We start from the raw sequence: 19,908 nt of genomic DNA, 5'->3' as shown, positions 1-19,908 counted from the left end.
ACTCCGTTCTCTCGGGGGTGCGGTCAGCGGTACCCGGCCGCGACGATGTTGGCCTGTACCGCGTTCTCGGTCGCGTCGGACGGGTAGCCGGCGACCATGGCGCCTTCGTAGAAGGTGCCGGCGCTGAGGTTGGCGCCGCCGCCGGGCTTGCAGCAGTCGCCGCCGCTGCCCAGGATGATGGCGCCCTGCTTCTTCATCGGGCTGTAGCCGGGCGGCAGCGCGCCGTCCCAGAGCGTGAAGAGGTTGCCCGACTGGGCGTTGCTGCCCTTGATGGCAAAGCGGGTCGTCCCGTTGTTCTTGAGCGTCGCGGTGACGAACTTGCTGGTGAACGCCCGCTGGTTCGGGTTCCAGGTCTGGCTGCCGCCGGGGTAGAGGCCCCACTCGAGGTCGGCCTGCACCCAGGGGCCGGTGCCGGAGCATCCGCCGAACCAGCATTGGGTGCTGAAGTTGATGGCGTCCATCGCGCCGGCGGCGTCCGCGGACCGGGTCGTCTCGCTGTTGCCGTAGTCGAAGCAGCAGCCGTTGTTGACGTGGGTGCCGCTGGTCACCATGTACATGCCCTCGGGGGCGCTGCCGGTCGGCACGCCGGTCAGGTGGCCGTCGCGCCAGTAGCTGTTGCCGGGGTTGATGTAGAGCGAGTAGGCCTTGCTGCCACCGACGGTCAGCGACTCGGACGTGGCGATCGCCGGGCGGCTCTGTGTCGAGCCGGGGACGACGCTCGATCCCTGGTACCACAGGTCGTTGCCGCGGCCGGACTGGTCGTAGACGACGGTGATGACGCACGTGGTGCCGGCGCAGAACGAGTCCTGGGTCGACGCGTTCGCCGCGCCGCCCGCGTTCAGGACGGCGACGTCGCGGGTCGTGTTGTCGGACGAACGCCGCACCTGGTAGAGGTTGCCGTTGTACGAGCCGTACAGCGCGCGCGTCGTGCTGTGTGCGGCGACGCAGGGCGTGCCACCGGAGGCGTAGATGTCGCACGGGCCGGCACCGGTCGGTGGCGGGCTCGTCGGTGGGGTGGTCGGTGGGGTCGTCGGCGGAGTCGGCGCCGGCGAGTTCCACTGCTGGTTGGTCTGGCCGTGGCAGTCCCAGAGGATGACGTTCGTGCCGTTCGTCGTGCCCTGTGCGTTGGCGTCCAGGCAGCGGCCGGACTGCACGCCGGTGATAGTGCCGTTGGAGTTGACGTTCCACTGCTGGTTGTTCTGCCCGTTGCAGTCCCAGATGATGACCGCGGTGCCGTTGGCGGTGCCCCTGCCGTTGGCGTCCAGGCACTTGTTGCCGTACACCGTCAGCTGCTTCGACGACGTGTACGTCCAGGTCTGGTTGGCGGTCCCGGCGCAGTCCCACAGCTGGGTCTGCGTGCCGTTGTTGGTGCTGGAGTTGGGGACGGCCAGGCACCGTCCTGACTGGACGCCCGTGATCGGGGCGCTCTGCCCCGGCTGGATGGTCGCCGCCACCGCGGTGCCGGCGACGAGGGCGAGGACGGATGCGGCGCCCGCGACGAACAGTCGCCTGTACGCGCGGCGCCGAGATTTCGGAACGACCATGGCGGTTCCTCGGATGTGGTGGGGGAGGGATGCTCCGGCACGCGCCCGGCGCGCCGGAACATCCCAGCTGATGGGCTACGCGGCGGTGAACCGCCACTGCTGGTTGCTGGCGCCGTGGCAGCTCCACTGGAGCAGGCGCGCGCCGTCGGTGGTGGCCGCCCCGTTGACGTCGATGCACAGTCCACTGGGGACGCTCTTGACGGTGTAGACACCGGACGTGGCCGTCGCCGTGACGAGGAACTTCTGCTGGTTGCTGTTGTTACAGGTGAACTGCTGGAGGAACGCGCCCTGTGCCGTGGAGCCGCCGGTCACGTCGAGGCACTTGTTGCTGTGCAGCGGCTTGAGGTAGACGGCGCCGCCGCCGGCGTCGACGGCCTGCCACTTCTGGTTGTTGCCGCCGGTGGCCGCCCACTGGACGACCTGAGCACCGTCCGCGGTGGACACTCCGTTGACGTCCATGAGCTTGTTGCTGTGCTGGGCCGCGACGGTCCAGGTCCGGCCGGCTATGCCGCCGGGGTTGGGCACGCCGACGCCCACGCCGGCTCCGCCGAAGGTGAACGAGTCGAGGTCGAACAGGCTGGCGGAAGAGCCCTTGAACACCATGTACAGCGTGTGGGTTCCGGACAGGGCGGCGGTGTTGACGGCCGGCGTGGACTGGTAGTTGTCCCAGCCGCCGGTGCTGGACACCGGTGTGGTGGCCAGCAGCGTGCCGGTCGGTGAGTCGGCGCGCAGCTCGATCGATCCGCCGCCGCCGCTCGGCGACGACAGCCGGTAGCTCACGCTGGTGATGCCCGACAGGCTCATCGGGCTGAACGCCACCCAGTCGTTGTTGGAGATGTCACCGACCCGCTTGCCGCTCTCCGCGCCGGCCTGGTCGACGACCCGTACCCCGGACTGGTTGGTGTAGAACTCGGCCTGCTTGTGCTTCGGCTGAAGCACCGCGTTGGCGTACCCCGTCAGCGGGGCCGCGCCACCGGCGCCGCCGGCGTCGGTGTAGCGGGCGTTGAGGACGTAGTACAGGTTGGCGCCGTCCGGGTGCCCGCCGAGCAGCTCGGTGGAGATGGTGCCCGAGCAGCCCGGGTAGTCGGTCGTCTCGTGCTGGTGGTCGTCGTGGCCGAGGGCGGGGTTGACGAAGACCTTGGTGCAGTCGATCGTCCCGCCGTCCGGGTCGGTGACGCTGACGGTGTACGAGACGCGGTCGCCGAAGTTGAGCATGCCGCCACTGGACGGGACGGTGATGGTGACCACCGGCGCGGAGTTTCCGACGGTGATCTGCACGTTGGCGAACGCCGTCCGGGCGGTGTTGTCGGTGACCTTCAGCTGGGCGGTGTAGTTGCCGTTGGCGGTGTAGGTGTGCGACGGGTTGGCCGCCGTCGACGTGCCGCCGTCGCCGAACGTCCACTGGTAGCTGAGCGTGCTGCCCGCGTCCGGGTCGGTGGTGCCGGCGCTGCTGAACTGCACGGTCAATGGCGCGTTGCCACTGATCGGTGTGCCGGTGGCCTTGGCGATCGGCGACCGTCCACCGTGGATGTAGTCGATGCGGTAGAGGCCGGAGTCGTTGTTGCCGCCGCCGAAGTTGGAGCCCCATTCGAGCAGGTACAGCGAGCCGTCCGGGCCGAACTCCATGTCCATCGGCTTGATGAAGTTGCCCGCGGGCAGGAACGGGTTGGTGCGCGTGACGGCCGTCGCCGAGTCGAAGTGCACTTCCTTGATGTAGTTGCGGGTCCACTCGTAGAAGAAGTGGACGCCGTCGTAGTACGGCGGGAACTTCGTAGCCGACGGGTTGGCCGCGTTGTACCGGTAGACCGGTCCGCCCATCGGGCCCGCGCCGTTGGCGCCGAGCTCGGGGAAGGTCGGCGAGGTGCCGTAGCCGTACCACATGTTCGGGGCGACGATCGGCTTGAGACTCGTCAGGCCGGTGTTGTTGGGCGAGTTGTTGACCGGTGAGTTGCAGTTGAACTTCGCGCCCACCGCGCCCGTGTCCGGGTTGAACGGCGCGTACGGCTGGTTGTCGCCATGGCAGAACGGCCAGCCGTAGTTGCCCGCCGTCTTGATGACGTTGAGCTCGACGAGCCCCTCAGGGCCGCGGTTGGTTGTCGGACCGCCCCGGTCCGGGCCGTAGTCGGCGAGGTAGACCCACCCGTTGGCCGGGTCGATCGAGAACCGGAACGGGTTGCGGAAGCCCATCGCGTAGACCTCCGGCTTGGTCTGCGCCGTCCCTTGTGGATAGAGGTTGCCGGCCGGGATGGTGTACCCGCCGCCGGCCGAGGGCCGGATCCGCAGCAGCTTGCCCCGCAGGTCGTTGGTGTTGCCGGCGGTGCGGGCGGCGTCGAGGTTGGCCTTGCCCGACCGCCAGTCCAGCGGGGCGTAGCCCTGCCAGTTGGCGTCCAGGTTGGGCGGCGTGTCGTCACCGGTGCCGATGTAGAGGTTTCCGTCCGGCCCGAACTCGATGTACCCACCGGTGTGTCCCGGTTCCGGGAACGTGCGGTCCCGGTACGCGGGGATGTCGATGATGGTGACGCCGCTCGACGTGTTGAGGGTGTCGCCGGTGAGCGTGAAGCGGGAGACCCGGTTGACGTCTGTCGTGCTGCTGGCCGGCGAGTGGTACAGGTACACGTAGCCGTTGCTGGCGAAGTTGGGATCGAGCGCGATGCCGGTCAGGCCGTCCTCACCGCCGGTGTAGACGCTGAGGGTGCCGGCGGTGACGGTCGAGCTCGTGGCCGGCCGGAAGATCTTCACCTGGCCGCCGCGCTGGACGTAGATGACCCGCCCGTCCGGTGCGACCGCGAGGGCCATCGGGTCGGCGGTGTTGTCGTCGAGCGTGCGCTTCTCGAAGTTGCTCCATACGGTGCCGCCGCAGTCGCCGGGCTCGTTGCCGGCGGCCCACTTGACGCCGCCGAGCACGTGGTTGCGGAAGTTGGTCTCGCTGTAGGACGCGATCGCGTGGCCCATCGCGGTGGCCCACACCCGGCCGCCACCGGTGTTGCGGCACCAGGAGATCGGGTGGTCCGGGCCCATCGCGCGGGAGCCGGGGTTGTAGGTGCGCTCGTCGGCCGTTACCAGGACGTGCACGTTGCCGCGCGGGTTGCGGTCGAAGTTGTACCACTCCTCGCTGCGGTTCCAGCGGTCCGGCAGGCTGGCCGTCGACGGGTGCTTCTTGTCGGCGACGATGGCGGTGCCGGGCAGCACGCCGGGGGAGTGTTCCGGCATGTGCGCGCCGGCGTTGATGGTCTGGTCCCACCACGGGTACTCGTTCTCGATGCCCATGTCCGTGGCGTTGTGGACGGCGACGATGCCTTTGCCGCTGGCCAGGTATCCCTCTACCGCCTGGCGTTGGGCCGCGGTGGTCCACACCATGCCGGAGGTCTGGAACATGATGAGCACGTCGAACGTGGCCAGGTTGGCCGGAGTGAATACGTTCGCGTCCTCGGAATGCACGACCTCGAAGTTGTTGGCGGCGGCCTGTTCCTGGAACATCGTGACGCCGGCGGGGATCGAGTCGTGGCGGTAGCCGGTGGTTTTGGTAAACAGCAGAGCGCGAAACGCTGGTGCCGCTGACGCTGGCTGGACGACGATCGCGAGTGACAGCAACAGTCCCGCGATCGCCCCGATGATCAATGTGCTGCGACGCATGCCGTCTCCTATTTCGGCGGGGGGCAACGAGGCTGCGACCACGGGCACGCGGCGTCACACCTCCGGCGCGCCAGGCGTGCCGAAAGCGTGCGTGTGCCGATCAGATCGTCATGCCGTCCGCCGCGACGGGCAGTCAGGTCCCTACGGGACGTAACGCAGCGTTACATCAAATGCCGCCGCGTCCCGTGGTCTGCGGGGCCAGCATGCCGGCGGACATCGCAGTAAGTCAATACGACCCTGGTGGGATCGATTCCATAACACATTTCGCGGTGCGAGTTTTCGCATTGATCCGCGCGAGATCACCGGGATTGTCAGCGCTCCCCGAAGCATCTACGCTCTCGTTCCGCGCCGTGCGCAAACGATTCGACTTATCTCTCCCGACTACGCATCGTAGGGGCCTGTGTGATGTCCGACGCTCTCCTCGCTCTCCGGGGCATCGGCAAGTCGTTCCTCGGCGTGCGGGTGCTCGACGGAGTCGACCTCGACGTCGCGCCGGGGGAGGTGCACGCCGTCGTCGGTGAGAACGGCGCCGGCAAGTCCACGCTCATGAAGATCGTGTCCGGGGTGTACACACCCGACGAGGGGACGGTCGAGTTCGCCGGCGCCCGGCGGGCGTTTCACGGGCCGCGTGACGCCCAGCGGGCCGGCATCGGCATCGTCCACCAGGAGTTCAACCTGCTACCCGAGCGCAGCGTCGCGGAAAACGTGTATCTGGGCCACGAACCGCTACGCCGCGGGCTCGTCGACCGCAAGGCGATGCTCGGCAAGACCGCGGCGCTGCTGGCCTCCATCGGGGAGAGCGCGTTGCCACCCGGAGCCCGGGTGGGGCAGCTCGGTGTGGCGCGGCAGCAGGTCGTCGAGATCGTCAAGGCGCTGGCGCTCGACGCGCGGCTGCTCATCATGGACGAGCCCACCGCGGCCCTCGCCGACCACGAGGTCGAGCAGCTGTACGCGCTCGTGCGGCGGCTGCAACGGCAGGGGATCGGCGTGCTGTACGTCTCGCACCGCCTCAAGGAGGTCTTCGACCTGGCCAGCCGGATCACCGTGCTCAAGGACGGCCGGAAAGTGACCACATTGGACAGCGCGGCCACCGGGCCCGACGAGCTGGTGCGGCACATGGTCGGCCGGGAGCTGTCCAGCTACTACCCCGACCGGGGGCGGCCGGACGAGCTCGGACCGGTCCGGCTCACCGTCCGCGGTGGAGGCAACCGGAAGCTGCGCGGCGTCGACCTGTCGTTGCGTCCCGGCGAGGTGGTCGGCGTCGGCGGACTCCAGGGCTCCGGGCGGTCGGCGCTGGCCCGCGCCCTGTTCGGCGCCGCGCCGTTCACCACCGGCGAGGTCACGCTCGACGGCGCGCCGGTACGGCTGCGCTCGCCCCGCGCCGCGATGCGCGCCGGCATCGCCTACATCACCGAGGACCGCAAGGGCGAGGGCATCGTCGCCGGCCAGTCGGTGCTCGACAACGCGCTCCTGGCCAGTCGCGCCGTCCTCCCCGCCCGGCCCAGCCGCGGCGCCCGCGCCGCCCGGGTCCGCGACCTGCTCGCCGCCGTCGACGTGCGCGCCGCCGGCGAGGACCAGGAGATCCGCTTCCTGTCCGGCGGCAACCAGCAGAAGGTCATGCTGGCCCGCTGGCTCGCCCTCGGCCCCAAGGTCCTGCTGTTCGACGAGCCGACCCGAGGCATCGACGTGGGCGCGAAGTCGGCCATCCACGACCTCGTCCGCCGCCTCGCCCGGGACGGCGCGGCCGTACTCATGATCTCGTCCGAGCTGCCGGAACTGCTCGGGATGAGCGACCGCGTCGTCGTCATGCGCGAGGGCCGGATCGCCGGCGAACTACCCGCCGGCGCCACCGAAGAGGACGTCCTCGCCCTCGCCCTCGGCACGGAGCGGGAGCCGGCCCGATGAGCACCGCGCTGCGCCTGCCGGCCAGGCGGACCGCGCCGGGCGTCTTCGTGGCCCTGGCCCTCACGCTGGCGATCGGCTGGCTTGTCGTCGCCATCGACGGCGGCCAGCTGTTCACCCAGCCGACAACGGTGAGCCTGTTGCACGTGGCCACCGCTCTCGGTCTCGTCGCCGTCGGCCAGACGCTGGTCATCATCGGCGGATCGCTGGACCTTTCCGTGGCCTACGTGGTCAGCCTCAGCACCCTCGTGGCGGCGCAGACCATGAACGGCGGCGACGGAGCGCTGCTGCCGGCGGTCGGCCTGACGCTCGTGGTCAGCGCCGGGATCGGGCTCCTCAACGGCGTGCTCGTCACCAAGGCGCGGATCAACGCGTTCATCGCCACCGTCGGCGTCGGGCTGCTGCTGAAGGGATACCTCGACAACGGCTACGACGGCCCGGCCGGCAAGACCGCGCCCGCCCTCGTGCAGAGCCTCGGGTACCAGCGCGTCGGGCCGGTGCCCGTGGCGTTTCTGCTGCTGCTCGCCGTCGCCGCCGCGGCCTGGTTCGCGCTCGCGCGCACCCGCTTCGGCCACCACCTGATCGCCGTCGGCGGTGACCCCGCGGTCGCCCGGCTCTCCGGTGTGCGCAACGACCGGGTGCTCGTCACCGCGCACGTGCTGTGCTCGCTCTGCGCCGGCCTCGCCGGGATCTACCTCGCCAGCCGGCTCGGCTCGGGTGCGCCGCGGGTCGGCACCGAGGGCCTGTACGACCTGGAGTCGATCGCCGCGGTGGTCCTCGGCGGCACGGCCCTGGCCGGCGGGCGCGGCGGCGTCGCCGGCACGGTCGGCGGCGTGCTGCTGCTGGCCAGCATCGACGCCATCTTCAACCAGCTCGAGGTGGACGCGTTCTTCAAACAGGTGATCCGTGGCGTGATCATCATCGCGGCCGTGGCCATCTACGCCCGCCGGGCCCTGCGGAAGGCGGCGTCCTAGCCATGCGGATCGCCGAGCTTCGCCCACCGCGCCTCCGCGCCGGCGGCGTCCTGCCGATCGTCGTGATCCTCGCGGTGCTGCTGGTCCTGATCGCCGTCCGGCAGCCCGACTTTCTCGCCCCGCCGTCGCTCATGTCGTTCCTCGGCCGCTCCGCGCCGATCATCGTGCTCGCCGCGGGGCAGTACTTCGTGATCGTCTCCGGCGAGTACGACCTCTCCGTCGGCTCGCTCGTCACCGCGCAGGTCGTCGTGGCCGCCCGGCTCATCGACAACGACCCCGCCCGCACCTGGCCGGTCGTCCTGCTGCTGCTCGCGTTCGGCGCCGCCGTCGGCCTCGTCAACGGCCTGGTCACCACCCGCCTCCGGGTGCCGTCCTTCATCACCACCCTCGGCATGTTCCTGATCCTCGTCGGCGCCGTGTACCTGTGGTCGGACGGCGCACCGAAGGGCGGGCTCTCCGAGGAGTTCCGGCGGTTCGGCCGGCGGGCGTTCGAAGACGTGCCCGGGTTGGGGCGCATACCGTATGCGCTGCTCGTCCTGCTGGCGGTGGCCGGGCTCGCCGCGCTGCTGACCCGCGCCGACTTCGGCCGGACGCTGGTCGCCGTCGGCGGCAACCCGCGGACCGCCGAGCTGAGCGGCGTGCGGGTCTGGCGCGCCAAGACCCTCGCGTTCGTCCTCAGTGGACTTTCGGCGGCGGTCGCCGCGATCCTGCTCGGCGGATTCAGCGGCGTCTCGTTCCAGGCCGGTGCCGGCCTCGAGTTCGGTGCGATCACCGCGGTGGTCCTCGGCGGCGTCGCGCTCGGCGGCGGTCGGGGCTCTGTCGCCGGCGCGATGCTCGGCGCGCTGACCCTCGAGACACTCTTCGCGCTCATGAACTTCTACGGCGTTTCCGGCGCCCTCAAGTCGACCGTCCAGGGCGCGATCATCCTGCTCGCCGTGGCGGTCTCGTCCGTGCGTTCCTCCTCCAGGTAAAGGGGACACAAGTGAGGCGTTCCATAGCGGTACTGGCGGTCGCCACCCTGCTGGCGCTCGCCGGCTGCGCCACCGACGAACCGGCACCGACCGCGTCCAGCACCGCCTCGGCGGCCGCCGGGTCGGGCACGGGGGAGCAGTCGAAGTTCTTCGTGCAGGCCGACTACGACAACGAGCTCGCACTGCTCGGCGCCACCGCCACCGGGCCGTCCGGCAAGCCGTGGGAGCAGGTGCTCAACCCGAAGATGGTGGAGACCGCGAAGTTCAAGAAGCCGGGGCCGTACAAGCTCTGCTTCTCCAACGCGGGTCTGAACAACCCGTGGCGGCAGGTCGGCTTCAAGACCATGCAGGCCGAGGTGGACACGCACCGGGGCCAGATCAAGGAGTTCGTGCACGTCGACGCCGAAGGCAAGGACCAGAAGCAGATCGCGGACATCAACGACCTGCTCGGCAAGGGCTGCCACGCGCTGATCGTCTCGCCGAACACGACCGCCACGCTCACCCCGGCCGTCGAGGCGGCGTGCCAGAAGGGTCTGCCGGTCATCGTGTTCGACCGCGGCGTCGACACCACCTGCCCGGTCACGTTCATCAACCCGATCGGCGGCTACGGCTTCGGCCACGTCGCCGCGGAGTTCGTCAGCCAGAAGATGAAGCCCGGCGGCAAGCTGCTCGCCCTGCGCATCCTGCCCGGCGTCGACGTACTGGAGACGCGCTGGTCCGCGGCGAAGGTCGCGTTCGACAAGGCGGGCGTCGACGTCGTCGGCGTCGAGTTCACCGACGGCGACCCGGCCAAGACCAAGAAGATCGTCGGCGACTACATCCAGCGGTACGGCACGATCGACGGTGTCTGGATGGACGCCGGCGCGGTCGCCGTCGCCGCCGTCGAGGCGTTCCAGGACGCGGGCGCGGCCGTGCCACCGATCAACGGCGAGGACCAGCTCGACTTCCTCAAGCTGTGGCAGGACAAGAAGCTCACCGCGATCGCACCCACCTACCCCACCTACCAGTGGCGCACCCCGATCATCGCCGCGCTGAAGATCCTCGGCGGCGAGCCGGTGTCCAACCCGTGGAAGCTACCGCAGCCGACGATCACCCAGGACAACCTAGGCGAGTACATCGACCCGGACATGCCGCCGCTGCACTACGCGATGTGCGGCTGCACCGACCTGCCCGGCTATCCGCAGCGCTGGAAGTAGGTGGCGTGCGCGCCATCGGTGTCAACCCGTGGGTGTGGGCCTCGCCGGTCGACGACGAGGCCCTCGCCGGCCTGATCCCGCGGATCGCCGCGTTCGGCTTCGACGCGGTCGAGCTGCCGCTGGAGCAGCCCGGCGACTGGGATCCCGCCCGCATCCGCGACCTGCTCGACTCGCACGGCCTCGCCGCGGCCGCCGTCTGCGCGGTCACGCCACCCGGACGGGACCTCGTGAACACCGCACCGGCCACTGTGGAGTCCACAGTGGCGTACCTGAAGACCTGTGTGGACAAGGCGGCCGCCGTCGGAGCACCGTGTGTCGGCGGCCCGGTCTACGCCGCGGTCGGCCGGACCTGGCGCATGACGGCGGCGGCCCGCACGGCCTGCTACACGGACTTTCGCCGCGCGCTCGCACCGGTGGCCGACCACGCGGGCGAGCGCGGTGTGAGCATCGGCGTCGAGGCGCTCAACCGCTACGAGACAAGCGTCGTCAACACCGTGGAGCAGACCCTCGACCTCGTCGACGGACTGCCCCCGAACGTCGGCATTATGATCGACACGTACCACATGAACATCGAGGAGGCCGACCCCTACGCCGCCCTCGTCACGGCCGGCCCCCGCGTCAAACACGTCCAGGTCAGTGGCACCCACCGCGGCGCGCCCGGCGCGGACCACTTCGACTGGCCCCGCTTCTTCGCCGCGCTGGCGGTGACCGGCTACGGGGGCGCCGTCTGCATCGAGTCGTTCACCGCACAGAACGAGACCATCGCGACCGCCGCGTCGATCTGGCGCCCGCTCGCACCGTCGCAGGACCTGCTCGCCCAGGAGGGCTTGGCATACCTGCGAACGGTCATCCGATGAATCGGCCACATCGGCACGCAAAAGCCCATCCGCCGCCCGGACGCGGCGACCGCCTCGTGGCCTCCTGCCTGGCGCCGAAGGAGGCGCAACCAACGGCGGACGGACGGGGCCTACGCGGATCGACGGGAGTCACTTGACATGAACGTAACGGGCGCTTAACGTGACGGCTGTCTGACGTCATACGTCATACCGCCGCTGTCTCTCCGGAGGTGATCCCCACGCCGCGCCCGGCACCGATCGTCGGATGGTTTCGCCGACCCGTCCGGTGATCGGTGCCGCATCACCCAATGCTAAACCGATTCTCCAGACGCCGGTGGACCGTCGCTCCGGCCGGGCGTCATCCGTATAGAGCCCTGCCGTATCGAGGACCGGCCGGCACCCCCACCGGACCGGTCCTGGTGAGCATTGGCGCAACCCCCACGCATAGGAGCACCCGTGTTCGCACCTTCGGCGCTGCGGAAGCAGCTACTGGCCGGCGTCGCCGTGGCGGGGTTGGCCGCCGTGGTCGGCGTCGTCGCCGCGCCCGCGCCCGCCGTGGCGGCTCCCACCACCCTTTACGCGTCCCCGTCCGGCAGCGGCACCGCCTGTTCCAGCGCCCAGCCCTGCTCCCTGGCGGGCGCGCAGGCCGCCGTCCGGGCGCTGAACGACGCCATGTCCGACGACATCGTGGTGCAGCTGGCCGACGGGGTGTACCGGCTGTCGGCACCGTTGCGGTTGACCGCGGAGGACTCCGGCACCAACGGCCGCACGGTCGTCTGGCAGGCGGCGCCCTCCGCGCGGCCGGTGATCAGCGGCGCCCGCGCGGTCACCGGGTGGACGCTGGCGGACGCGGGCCGAAACATCTGGCGGGCCAACGTCGGCACCGGGATCGACACCCGGCAGCTCTACGTCGACGGGGCCGTCGCCACCCGGGCGCGTACGCAGGTGAATCGGGCGGACTTCACCGCCTCCAGCACCGGGATGAGGTTTACCAACGGCGCCCTGAGCTACCTGAACAACCTGGCCAACCAGAACAGGGTCGAGATGGAGAGCGTCAACTCCTTCACCGACCGGTACTCGCCGGTGCAGAGCATCAGCGGCAACCTCATCACGATGCAGCAACCGGCCTGGAACAACAACAACTTCGGCTACGACACCTTCACCAGCCCGCACCGGGCCGGTCCGCTGTACCTGGCGAACGCGTACGAGTTCCTCGACTCGGCCGGCGAGTGGTACCTCAACCCCGGGACCGGCGTGCTGTCCTACATCCCGCGCGCGGGCCAGAACATGAGCACCGCGAGCGTGGAGCTGCCGGCGTTGCAGTCCTTGGTGAACATCGGGGGCACCTACGACGCGCCCGCGCACCACATCACGTTCACCGGGGTCACGTTCACCGGCACGAGCTGGCTGGGGCCCAGCAGCAACCAGGGCTACATCGACCAGCAGACCGGCGCGTACATCGCCGGAAACTGGAGCTGGCCGGGCTTCACCTCCTGCCACAACGGCTGCACGCAGTTCGAGGCGGCCCGTCCGAACTGGTTCCAGATGCCGGCCGCGGTGCAGATCTCCGCCGCCAACAACGTCACGTTCAGCGACTCCCAGTTCGTCAACCTGGGCCAGACGGCCATCGGCATCGGCAACGACGCCAACGCCCACGCCAGCGGCGTCGGCCTCGGGGCCAGCAACATCACGGTCACCCGGTCGGAGATCGCGCGCAGCTCCGGCGGCGGCATCGTGGTCGGCGGCGTGCGCGCGGACGCGCACCATCCCAGCGACCAGCGCATGGTCAACCGGGACATCACCGTCAGCAACAACCGCATCCACGACCTCGGTGCGGACTACCGGGGCATCGTCTCGGTCCTGAACACCTATGTCACCAACGCCACCGTCTCGCACAACGAGGTCTACAACATGCCGTACTCCGGCATCTCGCTGGGCTACGGCTGGGGCGCCAACGACGCGGGCGGCAACAACAACTACGCCAACCGCGGGCTGTACAACTACCAGCCGCGGTACACGACGCCGACCACGGCGTCCAACAACCGGCTCATCGGCAACTACGTGCACGACGTCATGCAACAGATGAACGACGGTGGATGCATCTACACGCTCTCCTGGAACCCGAGCGCGTTGATCAGCGACAACTACTGCCTGCGGACCAACGGCTACTTCGGGGTCTACTTCGACGAGGGCTCGCGCTACTACACCGTGCGAAACAACGTCTTCTCCAACACCGGCACCTGGGCCACCGCCAACTACTGGGGTGGCGAGAACATGGGGAACTGGACCGTCACCAACAACTGGTCGACCAACGGCAGTACCAACGTGACCAACGGCGATCGCGGCAACGTCGTCTCCGGCAACGTCACGGTGACCAACGGCAACTGGCCGTCGGGTGCCCAGGCCGTGATGGCCGCCGCCGGACCGGGCGGCAGCACCCCCACCCCGACGGGATCGCGGATCGTCGGGACGCCGTCCGGCCGGTGTGTCGACGTGACGGGCGGCGCGGCGACCAACGGCGCGCAGACCCAGCTGTGGGACTGCACCGGCGCGGCCGGCCAGACCTGGACCTACACGTCCGGCAAGCAGCTGACCGCCTTTGGCGGTACGAAGTGCCTGGACGCCAACGGGCAGGGCACCAGCAACGGCACCGCCGCCATTATCTGGGACTGCAACGGCCAGACCAACCAGCAGTGGAACGTCAACGCCAACGGCACCATCACCGGCGTCCACTCAGGACTGTGCCTGGACGCCAGCGGTACGGGCACCGCGAACGGCACCAGGATCCACCTTTGGGCCTGCCACGGCGGGACGAACCAGCAATGGACCCTCCGATGACATAGCACAACGGGAGCCGACGCGAGTGTGCCTCGCCAAGGGCAGATGGGCTGGTGCGAGCCGGCCCATCTGGCGAGGCACCGGCCCTGGCCTTCGGGCCGGGGAGACGACACCATCATGCTCGCCATCCGGGCCGGCGAGCTGCCCGTCAGGCGTGCGCGCCGCGACGAACTAGGAGAAACAGCAGTGAGACTCGTGTCGAGTCGTACCCGGAAACAGCGCCTGGCGATGGCCGCCGTCGCGGCGCTCGGATTGGGCGGCCTATCGGTGGTGCAGGCCTTGCCAGCCAGCGCCGCCGCCGGTTGCAGTGTGACGTATACGGTCGCCAGTCAGTGGAACAACGCTTTCCAGGGCAGCATCGCCGTCCGCAACGTGGGCGATGCGTGGACGTCGTGGACGCTCCAGTTCTCGTTCGCCAACGGCCAGCGAGTGACGCAGGGTTGGAACGGCCGGTTCACGCAGAGCGGCACCGCCGTGACGGTGGCCAACGAGGGATGGAACGGCAGCGTGCCCAACGGCGGCACGGTCAACCCGGGCTTCATCGCCAACTGGAGCGGCACGAACGGCGCGCCCACGTCGTTCTCGGTCAACGGCGTGGCGTGCACCGGTGTCCCGGTCACCACCCCGCCGACGACGCCACCCACCACTCCGCCCACCACGCCGCCGACGACACCGCCCACCACGCCGCCCACGTCCAACCCGACCACGGGTCCGCCCGGAGAGCGGGCGGACAACCCGTACGCGGGCGGTCGCGGCTACGTCAACCCGGAGTGGAAGGCCAAGGTCGAGGGTGTCTCGGGCGGTAGCCGGATCTCCAGCAACCCGACCGCGGTGTGGATCGACCGCATCGCGGCCATCGAAGGCAGCCCGAACAGCCAGTCCAACGGCCCCATGGGCGTCGAGGACCACCTGCTCGAAGCGGTCCGCCAGGGCGCCTCGTACATCCAGTTCGTGATCTACAACCTGCCCGGCCGGGACTGCTCGGCGCTGGCGTCCAACGGTGAGCTCGGCCCGACCGAGATCGACCGGTACAAGACGGCGTACATCGACCCGATCGCCGCGTACCAGAACGACGCGCGGTTCCGCAGCCTGCGGATCATCAACATCGTCGAGATCGACTCGCTGCCGAACCTGATCACGAATGTGTCGGGCCGTCCGTCGGCGAAGCCGATGTGCGACACGATGAAGACCAACGGCAACTACGTCAACGGCATCGCGTACGCGCTCCAGAAGTTCAGCGCGATCCCGAACGTGTACAACTACATCGACGTAGCCCACCACGGCTGGGTCGGCTGGGACGACAACTTCCGGCCCACCGCCCAGCTGATCGTCGACACCGTGCGGCGGTCGGGCAGCGTCAACAACGTCGCCGGCTTCATCAGCAACACGTCCAACTACTCGGCGCTGGTGGAGCCGTACATCACGGTGAACGACCAGACCCGCCCGTCGAAGTGGATCGACTGGAACCGGTACAACGACGAGACGAGCTACGTCCAGGCGTTCCGCCAGGAGCTGATCACCCAGGGCATGCCCTCGGGTATCGGCATGATCATCGACACCTCGCGCAACGGCTGGGGCGGCTCGGCCCGCCCGACCGGCCCGCGTACCACGGGCACGCTCGACGAGCAGATCAACGGCTCGCGGATCGACCGCCGTATCCACAAGGGCAACTGGTGCAACCAGAGCGGCGCCGGCCTCGGCGAGCGTCCGCGGGCCAACCCCGGCCCGGCTGGCATCGACGCCTACGTGTGGGTCAAGCCTCCGGGTGAGTCGGACGGTTCGAGCACCGAGATCCCGAACAACGAGGGCAAGGGCTTCGACCGCATGTGCGACCCGACCTATGAGGGCAACGACCTCAACGGCCACAACATGTCGGGTGCGCTGGCCGGCGCTCCGATCTCCGGCGCCTTCTTCCCGGCGCAGGTGACCCAGTTGATGCAGAACGCCTACCCACCCCTGTAGGTGATGAGCCGGCGGCGGGGCCTGCCACGCGCGGCACAGGCCCCGCCGCCCCAATCCGTATCTGGGCTATCGCCGCAGTCGGGTCGGCTCGTCCGGCCCGCTGCGGCGTACCACCCACGCTTCGGTGATGTGGGTGAACATCGCCTCCGCGGCGCCCTCGGGGTCGTGGGCGGCGATCAGCTCGTAGATGCGCCGGTGGCCGCGGTTGGAGGCGACGCACAGCGCGCGCTCGGTGCGACCCATGTAGCGGGCGGTGTTGAGCACCTGGCTTTCCAGCGCGCGGACGACGGCGCGGGCGAGGCGGTTTCCGGAGGCCTGCATGACGGTGTCGTGGAACGTCCGGTCGTGGTCATGGTAGGAGTCCGGATCGTCGACGAGCTCGTCCATCCGGTCGACCAGCGCGCGCAGCCGCTCGATGGCCTCGTCGTCGGCCACGCGGGCGGCGACGTTGGCCATGTCGGACTCCAGCACGCGGCGGGTGACGACGAGGTCGTCGAGGATGGCCAGGCTGTCGTCTTCCGCGATGGTGGCGCCCAGGACGAGCTCGTCGAGCATGTTCCACATCGCGGGTGGGGTGACCATGGTGCCGGTGCCCTGGCGGACCTGGACCAGACCCTTCTCTTGAAGAATCTTCACCGCCTCGCGGACTACGGTGCGGCTGACCGAGAAGGTCGCGCAGAGCACGGGCTCGGGCGGAAGCGGCGAGCCCGATGGGTGGACACCGCGGACGATCCGCTCCACCAGCTCCGCGGTGACCGCGGTGGCGAGGTTGGCCGGTCGCCGGGTCCAGCCGGGCGGCGCGGAGACGTCCGCGGCCGAGCGCGCTGCTGCCGTCATATCACCCTCCGTGGCCCGCGGCTACCGCGAGCACCGATTCACTATACGGCACTGTATTGACGTCATACGTCATACGAGTTACGTTCCCGTGTAATCCTCCGCCAACGGCCGGCCCCCGGCCACCTATGGAGAGTGAGCAGCAATGAAGCAGCGAGCACTGTGGTCGGCGGTCCTGGTTGCCGGGCTGGCCTTGGCCGGCTGCGGCAGCGCCTCGGAATCCAATTCGCCGTCCGGTGGATCGACCGGCAAGCTCGTCGTCTGGGACTGGAAGTCCGGTGACGCGACCGCGGCCTCATATATCGAAAAGGCGAAGGCCGACTTCGCCAAGAAGCACTCCGGCGTGACGGTCGAGTTCGTCGCGCAGCCGTTCGAGCAGTACTACACCCTGCTGGGTGGGGCCATCCAGGCCGGCAAGGGGCCCGACGTCATGCTGTTCAACGGCGGCGGGCAGATCCGCGACCGGGCGGACTCGCTCCTGCCGCTGGACGAGTACGTCGGCGCGGACAGGCAGCGGCTGGCCGGCTGGGACGCATTCGCCAAGGACAGCAAGACGTACGCCGCCCCGGTGACGCTTCAGGGGCACCCCATCTACTACAACAAGGCGCTCTACAAGCAGGCCGGGCTCGACCCCGAGCGGCCGGCCACCACCTGGGACGAGTTCGTGAGCAACTGCGCGGCCATCACGAAGGCGACCAAGGCCAAGTGCTTCGCGCAGGGCAACAAGGAAGGCATCGGCATCCAGTTCTTCCTGTCCGGCCTCGGCTCGGGGATCCTCACCGCGCAGGAGTACGACGACTGGATCGCCGGCAAGCGAAACTGGAACTCGCCCAACGTCAAGCGGGTCTTCTCGCTCTGGAAAGAGGTCAACGACAAGGGCCTCAACAACGAGGGCGCCAACTCGACGGCGATGTTCAACGACGCGTTCGCGGTATTCCAATCCGCCAAGGCTTCGCACGTCATCGGGTTGATGTCGGACATCGGGCACTGGAAGGACTTCGCCGAGTTCCTGGAGGCGGACAACGTCGGTGTCATGAAGTCGCCGGTCGTGACCGCCGGCACCACGCCGAGCGTTCCCTACGACGGCGGCATCGGCTACGCGGTCGCGAAATGGACCAAGGACCCGAAGGTCGCCGCCGACCTGGTGCGGTCGTTGACCTCGACCGACGCGCTCAAGGCGTTCTACGCCGACGCGGGCGCCATCGCCGCGGACACCACGATCGACGTGTCCAGCGCCGGCCCCGCCGTCGCCACGATCGTGTCGGAGACCAAGGCCGGTAAGCCGGCTCTCCACGTGGCCCTGTCTTCCAAGACGATCGAGCTGATGGGGCGGCTGTCCCAGCAGTTGATCAGTGGATCGGTCACGGTCGACAAGGCGGTGACTCAGCTCGCCGCGTCGGACAAGACGGGCTGATCTCGTGCCACTGGGTAGTTCGTCGTCGGTCCGCCCTGCCGCCGAAGCGGGGCGGGCCGCGGCGACGAAGGTCGAGCAGCCGGCGGCGCCCAGCCGCCGGCGGGCCCGGGACGGGCGGCGCGCCGAACGCCTCGCCCCGTACGTGCTTGTCGCACCGGCTGTCCTGATCATCGTCGTGCTGCGGCTGTGGCCCCTGCTGCTCGGTGTCAACTTCTCCTTCACCGGCGACGGTGAGCGCAACGGCACCACGGTCGGGCTCGACAACTACACCGACCTGCTCGGCGACCCGCTGTTTCGCACCGCGCTGCGCAACGTGGGGCTGCTGGTGCTGCTGCTCCCGGTCGCCGTCGCGATACCGGGACTGCTCGCCACCTTCATCTACCTGCGCGTGCCGGGACACCGGGTCTACCGCAGCGTCTACTTCTTCCCGGCCGTGCTCTCACCGGTGATCGTCGGCGCGATCTTCAACCTGCTGCTGGCCTTCGACGGCCCGCTCAACGCCGTGCTCGGCGGCATCGGCGTCGGCCCGGTGGACTGGCTGGGCAATCCGAACGTGGCCATCTTCGCCGTCGCCGGCGTGCACATCTGGGCCACGTTCGGCATGGCACTGGTCGTCTTCCTGGCCGGGTTCGCGACCCTGGACGCCGCGCTCCTGGACGCCGCGCGGGTCGACGGCGCATCGCTGCCGCAGACCATCTGGCACGTCATCATCCCTGGGCTGTCCCGCACCATCCAGTTCGTCTTCGTCACCACCATGATCGGGATGCTGACCTCCATGTTCGGGTTGCTCTACATCATGACCGGTGGTGGCCCGGAAGGCTCGACCTACTTGCCCGAGTTCTACATCTGGTTCCAGCAGGGACAGATGAACCGCCCGGCCCTCGCCTCGGCCGCGTCCACGGCTTTGTTCGTGATCATGCTGGTCGTCGGCCTGCTCCAGATCAGCGTGCTGCGCCGCGCGGGAAGGGAAAACTGATGTCGCGCATCCGGCTGGGCCGATGGTTCGTCGCGGTGCCGATGGCGCTCCTCGCCCTGGCCACGATCTACCCGCTGCTGTTCACCGCCAACGTCGCGATGAAGACCCGCCGCGAGTACATCCTCGACCGCTTTTCCCTGACCAGCACACTGCACTGGCAGAACATCACGACCGCGTGGAACAGCGCCGGCATGGCGCGGTACTTCCTCAACTCGCTCATCGTGGTGACCTGCGCCGTGGTGCTGCTACTGCTGCTCGGGTCGATGGCCGGGTTCGCGCTGAGCCAGTTGCGGTTTCGCGGCTCGTCCGCGCTGTTCCTGGTCTGCCTCGCGGCGCTGTTCATCCCTTTCCAGGTCATCATGGTGCCGCTGGCCAGGATCATGGCAGACATCGGTCTCATCGACACCTATCCGGGACTGATCCTCGCCTACGTCGCGCAGTGGCTGCCGTTCACCGTCTTTCTGATGACGAGCTACTACCGGGCGGTGCCAGCCGAAATCATCGACGCGGCCCGGATCGACGGAAACACCGTGTACGGCGTCTACCGGCGGATCATGCTGCCGATGGGCGTGCCGGCACTGCTGTCGGTGGGCATCCTCAACACGTTGTTCTGCTGGAACGACGTGCTCATCTCGCTGCTGATGATGCCGTCGGCCGAAAACCGCACGCTCATGGTGGGCGTCACCTCGCTGCGCGGCCAGTACTCCGACGACATCCCCACCTTCGCGGCCGGCGTCCTGATCGCCGCGGTGCCGGTGTTGGTGACCTACCTGTTCCTCCAGCGCCAGATTGCCGACGGCGTGACCGCCGGTGCGACGAAGGGCTGAC

13 protein-coding genes are annotated in these 19,908 nt (G+C 69.0%); 10 read left to right on the top strand and 3 right to left on the bottom strand.

From position 1 onward, the window contains the following. Positions 1 to 23: 23 nt before the first annotated feature. Together AC5L36_RS07960 and AC5L36_RS07955 are read right to left on the bottom strand one after the other, a co-directional pair. Positions 24 to 1,544 (bottom strand): arabinofuranosidase catalytic domain-containing protein, encoded by a 1,521-nt coding sequence (locus AC5L36_RS07960; protein ID WP_441216940.1) that lies wholly within the window; start codon positions 1,542 to 1,544, stop codon positions 24 to 26. A gap of 75 nt (positions 1,545 to 1,619) precedes the next feature. Further along, positions 1,620 to 5,177: a ThuA domain-containing protein gene (locus tag AC5L36_RS07955; protein ID WP_441216939.1), complete on the bottom strand. Its 3,558-nt coding sequence runs from the start codon at positions 5,175 to 5,177 to the stop codon at positions 1,620 to 1,622. 405 nt (positions 5,178 to 5,582) lie between these two features. Here AC5L36_RS07955 and AC5L36_RS07950 point away from each other — a divergent pair, with 405 nt between their 5' ends. From AC5L36_RS07950 to AC5L36_RS07920, 7 genes are all read left to right on the top strand, one after another. Continuing rightward, a complete protein-coding gene (locus AC5L36_RS07950; protein ID WP_441216938.1) occupies positions 5,583 to 7,082 on the top strand; it encodes a sugar ABC transporter ATP-binding protein in 1,500 nt (499 codons plus the stop codon). Beyond that, positions 7,079 to 8,053 carry an ABC transporter permease gene (locus tag AC5L36_RS07945; protein ID WP_441216937.1) on the top strand — a complete coding sequence of 325 codons (975 nt, stop codon included), beginning with the start codon at positions 7,079 to 7,081 and terminating at the stop codon, positions 8,051 to 8,053. Before AC5L36_RS07950 ends, AC5L36_RS07945 begins: the two co-directional genes overlap by 4 nt. A gap of 2 nt (positions 8,054 to 8,055) precedes the next feature. After that, positions 8,056 to 9,024, top strand: coding sequence for an ABC transporter permease (locus tag AC5L36_RS07940; RefSeq protein WP_441216936.1), 969 nt, complete (start codon positions 8,056 to 8,058; stop codon positions 9,022 to 9,024). 11 nt (positions 9,025 to 9,035) lie between these two features. Further along, the gene (locus AC5L36_RS07935) at positions 9,036 to 10,220 is read left to right on the top strand and encodes a substrate-binding domain-containing protein (RefSeq protein WP_441216935.1); all 1,185 of its coding nucleotides are present in this window, start codon (positions 9,036 to 9,038) and stop codon (positions 10,218 to 10,220) included. A gap of 5 nt (positions 10,221 to 10,225) precedes the next feature. Further along, a complete protein-coding gene (locus AC5L36_RS07930) occupies positions 10,226 to 11,077 on the top strand; it encodes a sugar phosphate isomerase/epimerase family protein (protein WP_441216934.1) in 852 nt (283 codons plus the stop codon). A 435-nt stretch (positions 11,078 to 11,512) separates the two neighbouring features. Further along, complete coding sequence (locus AC5L36_RS07925) at positions 11,513 to 13,894, top strand: RICIN domain-containing protein (RefSeq protein WP_441216933.1); 2,382 nt, start codon at positions 11,513 to 11,515, stop codon at positions 13,892 to 13,894. 228 nt (positions 13,895 to 14,122) lie between these two features. Next, positions 14,123 to 15,856 (top strand): glycoside hydrolase family 6 protein, encoded by a 1,734-nt coding sequence (locus AC5L36_RS07920; RefSeq protein WP_441217164.1) that lies wholly within the window; start codon positions 14,123 to 14,125, stop codon positions 15,854 to 15,856. A 66-nt stretch (positions 15,857 to 15,922) separates the two neighbouring features. Here the strand turns inward: AC5L36_RS07920 and AC5L36_RS07915 are convergent, their stop codons facing one another. After that, positions 15,923 to 16,693, bottom strand: a complete 771-nt coding sequence (locus AC5L36_RS07915) for a FadR/GntR family transcriptional regulator (RefSeq protein ID WP_441216932.1) — start codon at positions 16,691 to 16,693, stop codon at positions 15,923 to 15,925. A 142-nt stretch (positions 16,694 to 16,835) separates the two neighbouring features. On the opposite strand from AC5L36_RS07915, the gene AC5L36_RS07910 reads away from it, so the two are divergent. From AC5L36_RS07910 to AC5L36_RS07900, 3 genes are read left to right on the top strand one after another with little or no spacing between them, the layout of a single operon-like run. Then, positions 16,836 to 18,104, top strand: a complete 1,269-nt coding sequence (locus AC5L36_RS07910; RefSeq protein WP_441216931.1) for an ABC transporter substrate-binding protein — start codon at positions 16,836 to 16,838, stop codon at positions 18,102 to 18,104. A 4-nt stretch (positions 18,105 to 18,108) separates the two neighbouring features. After that, positions 18,109 to 19,080, top strand: coding sequence for a carbohydrate ABC transporter permease (locus AC5L36_RS07905; RefSeq protein WP_441216930.1), 972 nt, complete (start codon positions 18,109 to 18,111; stop codon positions 19,078 to 19,080). Next, entirely contained in the window at positions 19,080 to 19,907 is an 828-nt protein-coding gene (locus AC5L36_RS07900; protein ID WP_441216929.1) for a carbohydrate ABC transporter permease, read from the top strand. The genes AC5L36_RS07905 and AC5L36_RS07900 overlap by 1 nt, the downstream gene beginning before the upstream one ends. Position 19,908: the final 1 nt, after the last annotated feature.

This window comes from Phytohabitans sp. LZ39 (assembly GCF_059359075.1).
The sequence above is the reverse complement of the archived record's forward strand: the minus strand, read 5'-3'. Positions and strand labels throughout refer to the sequence as shown.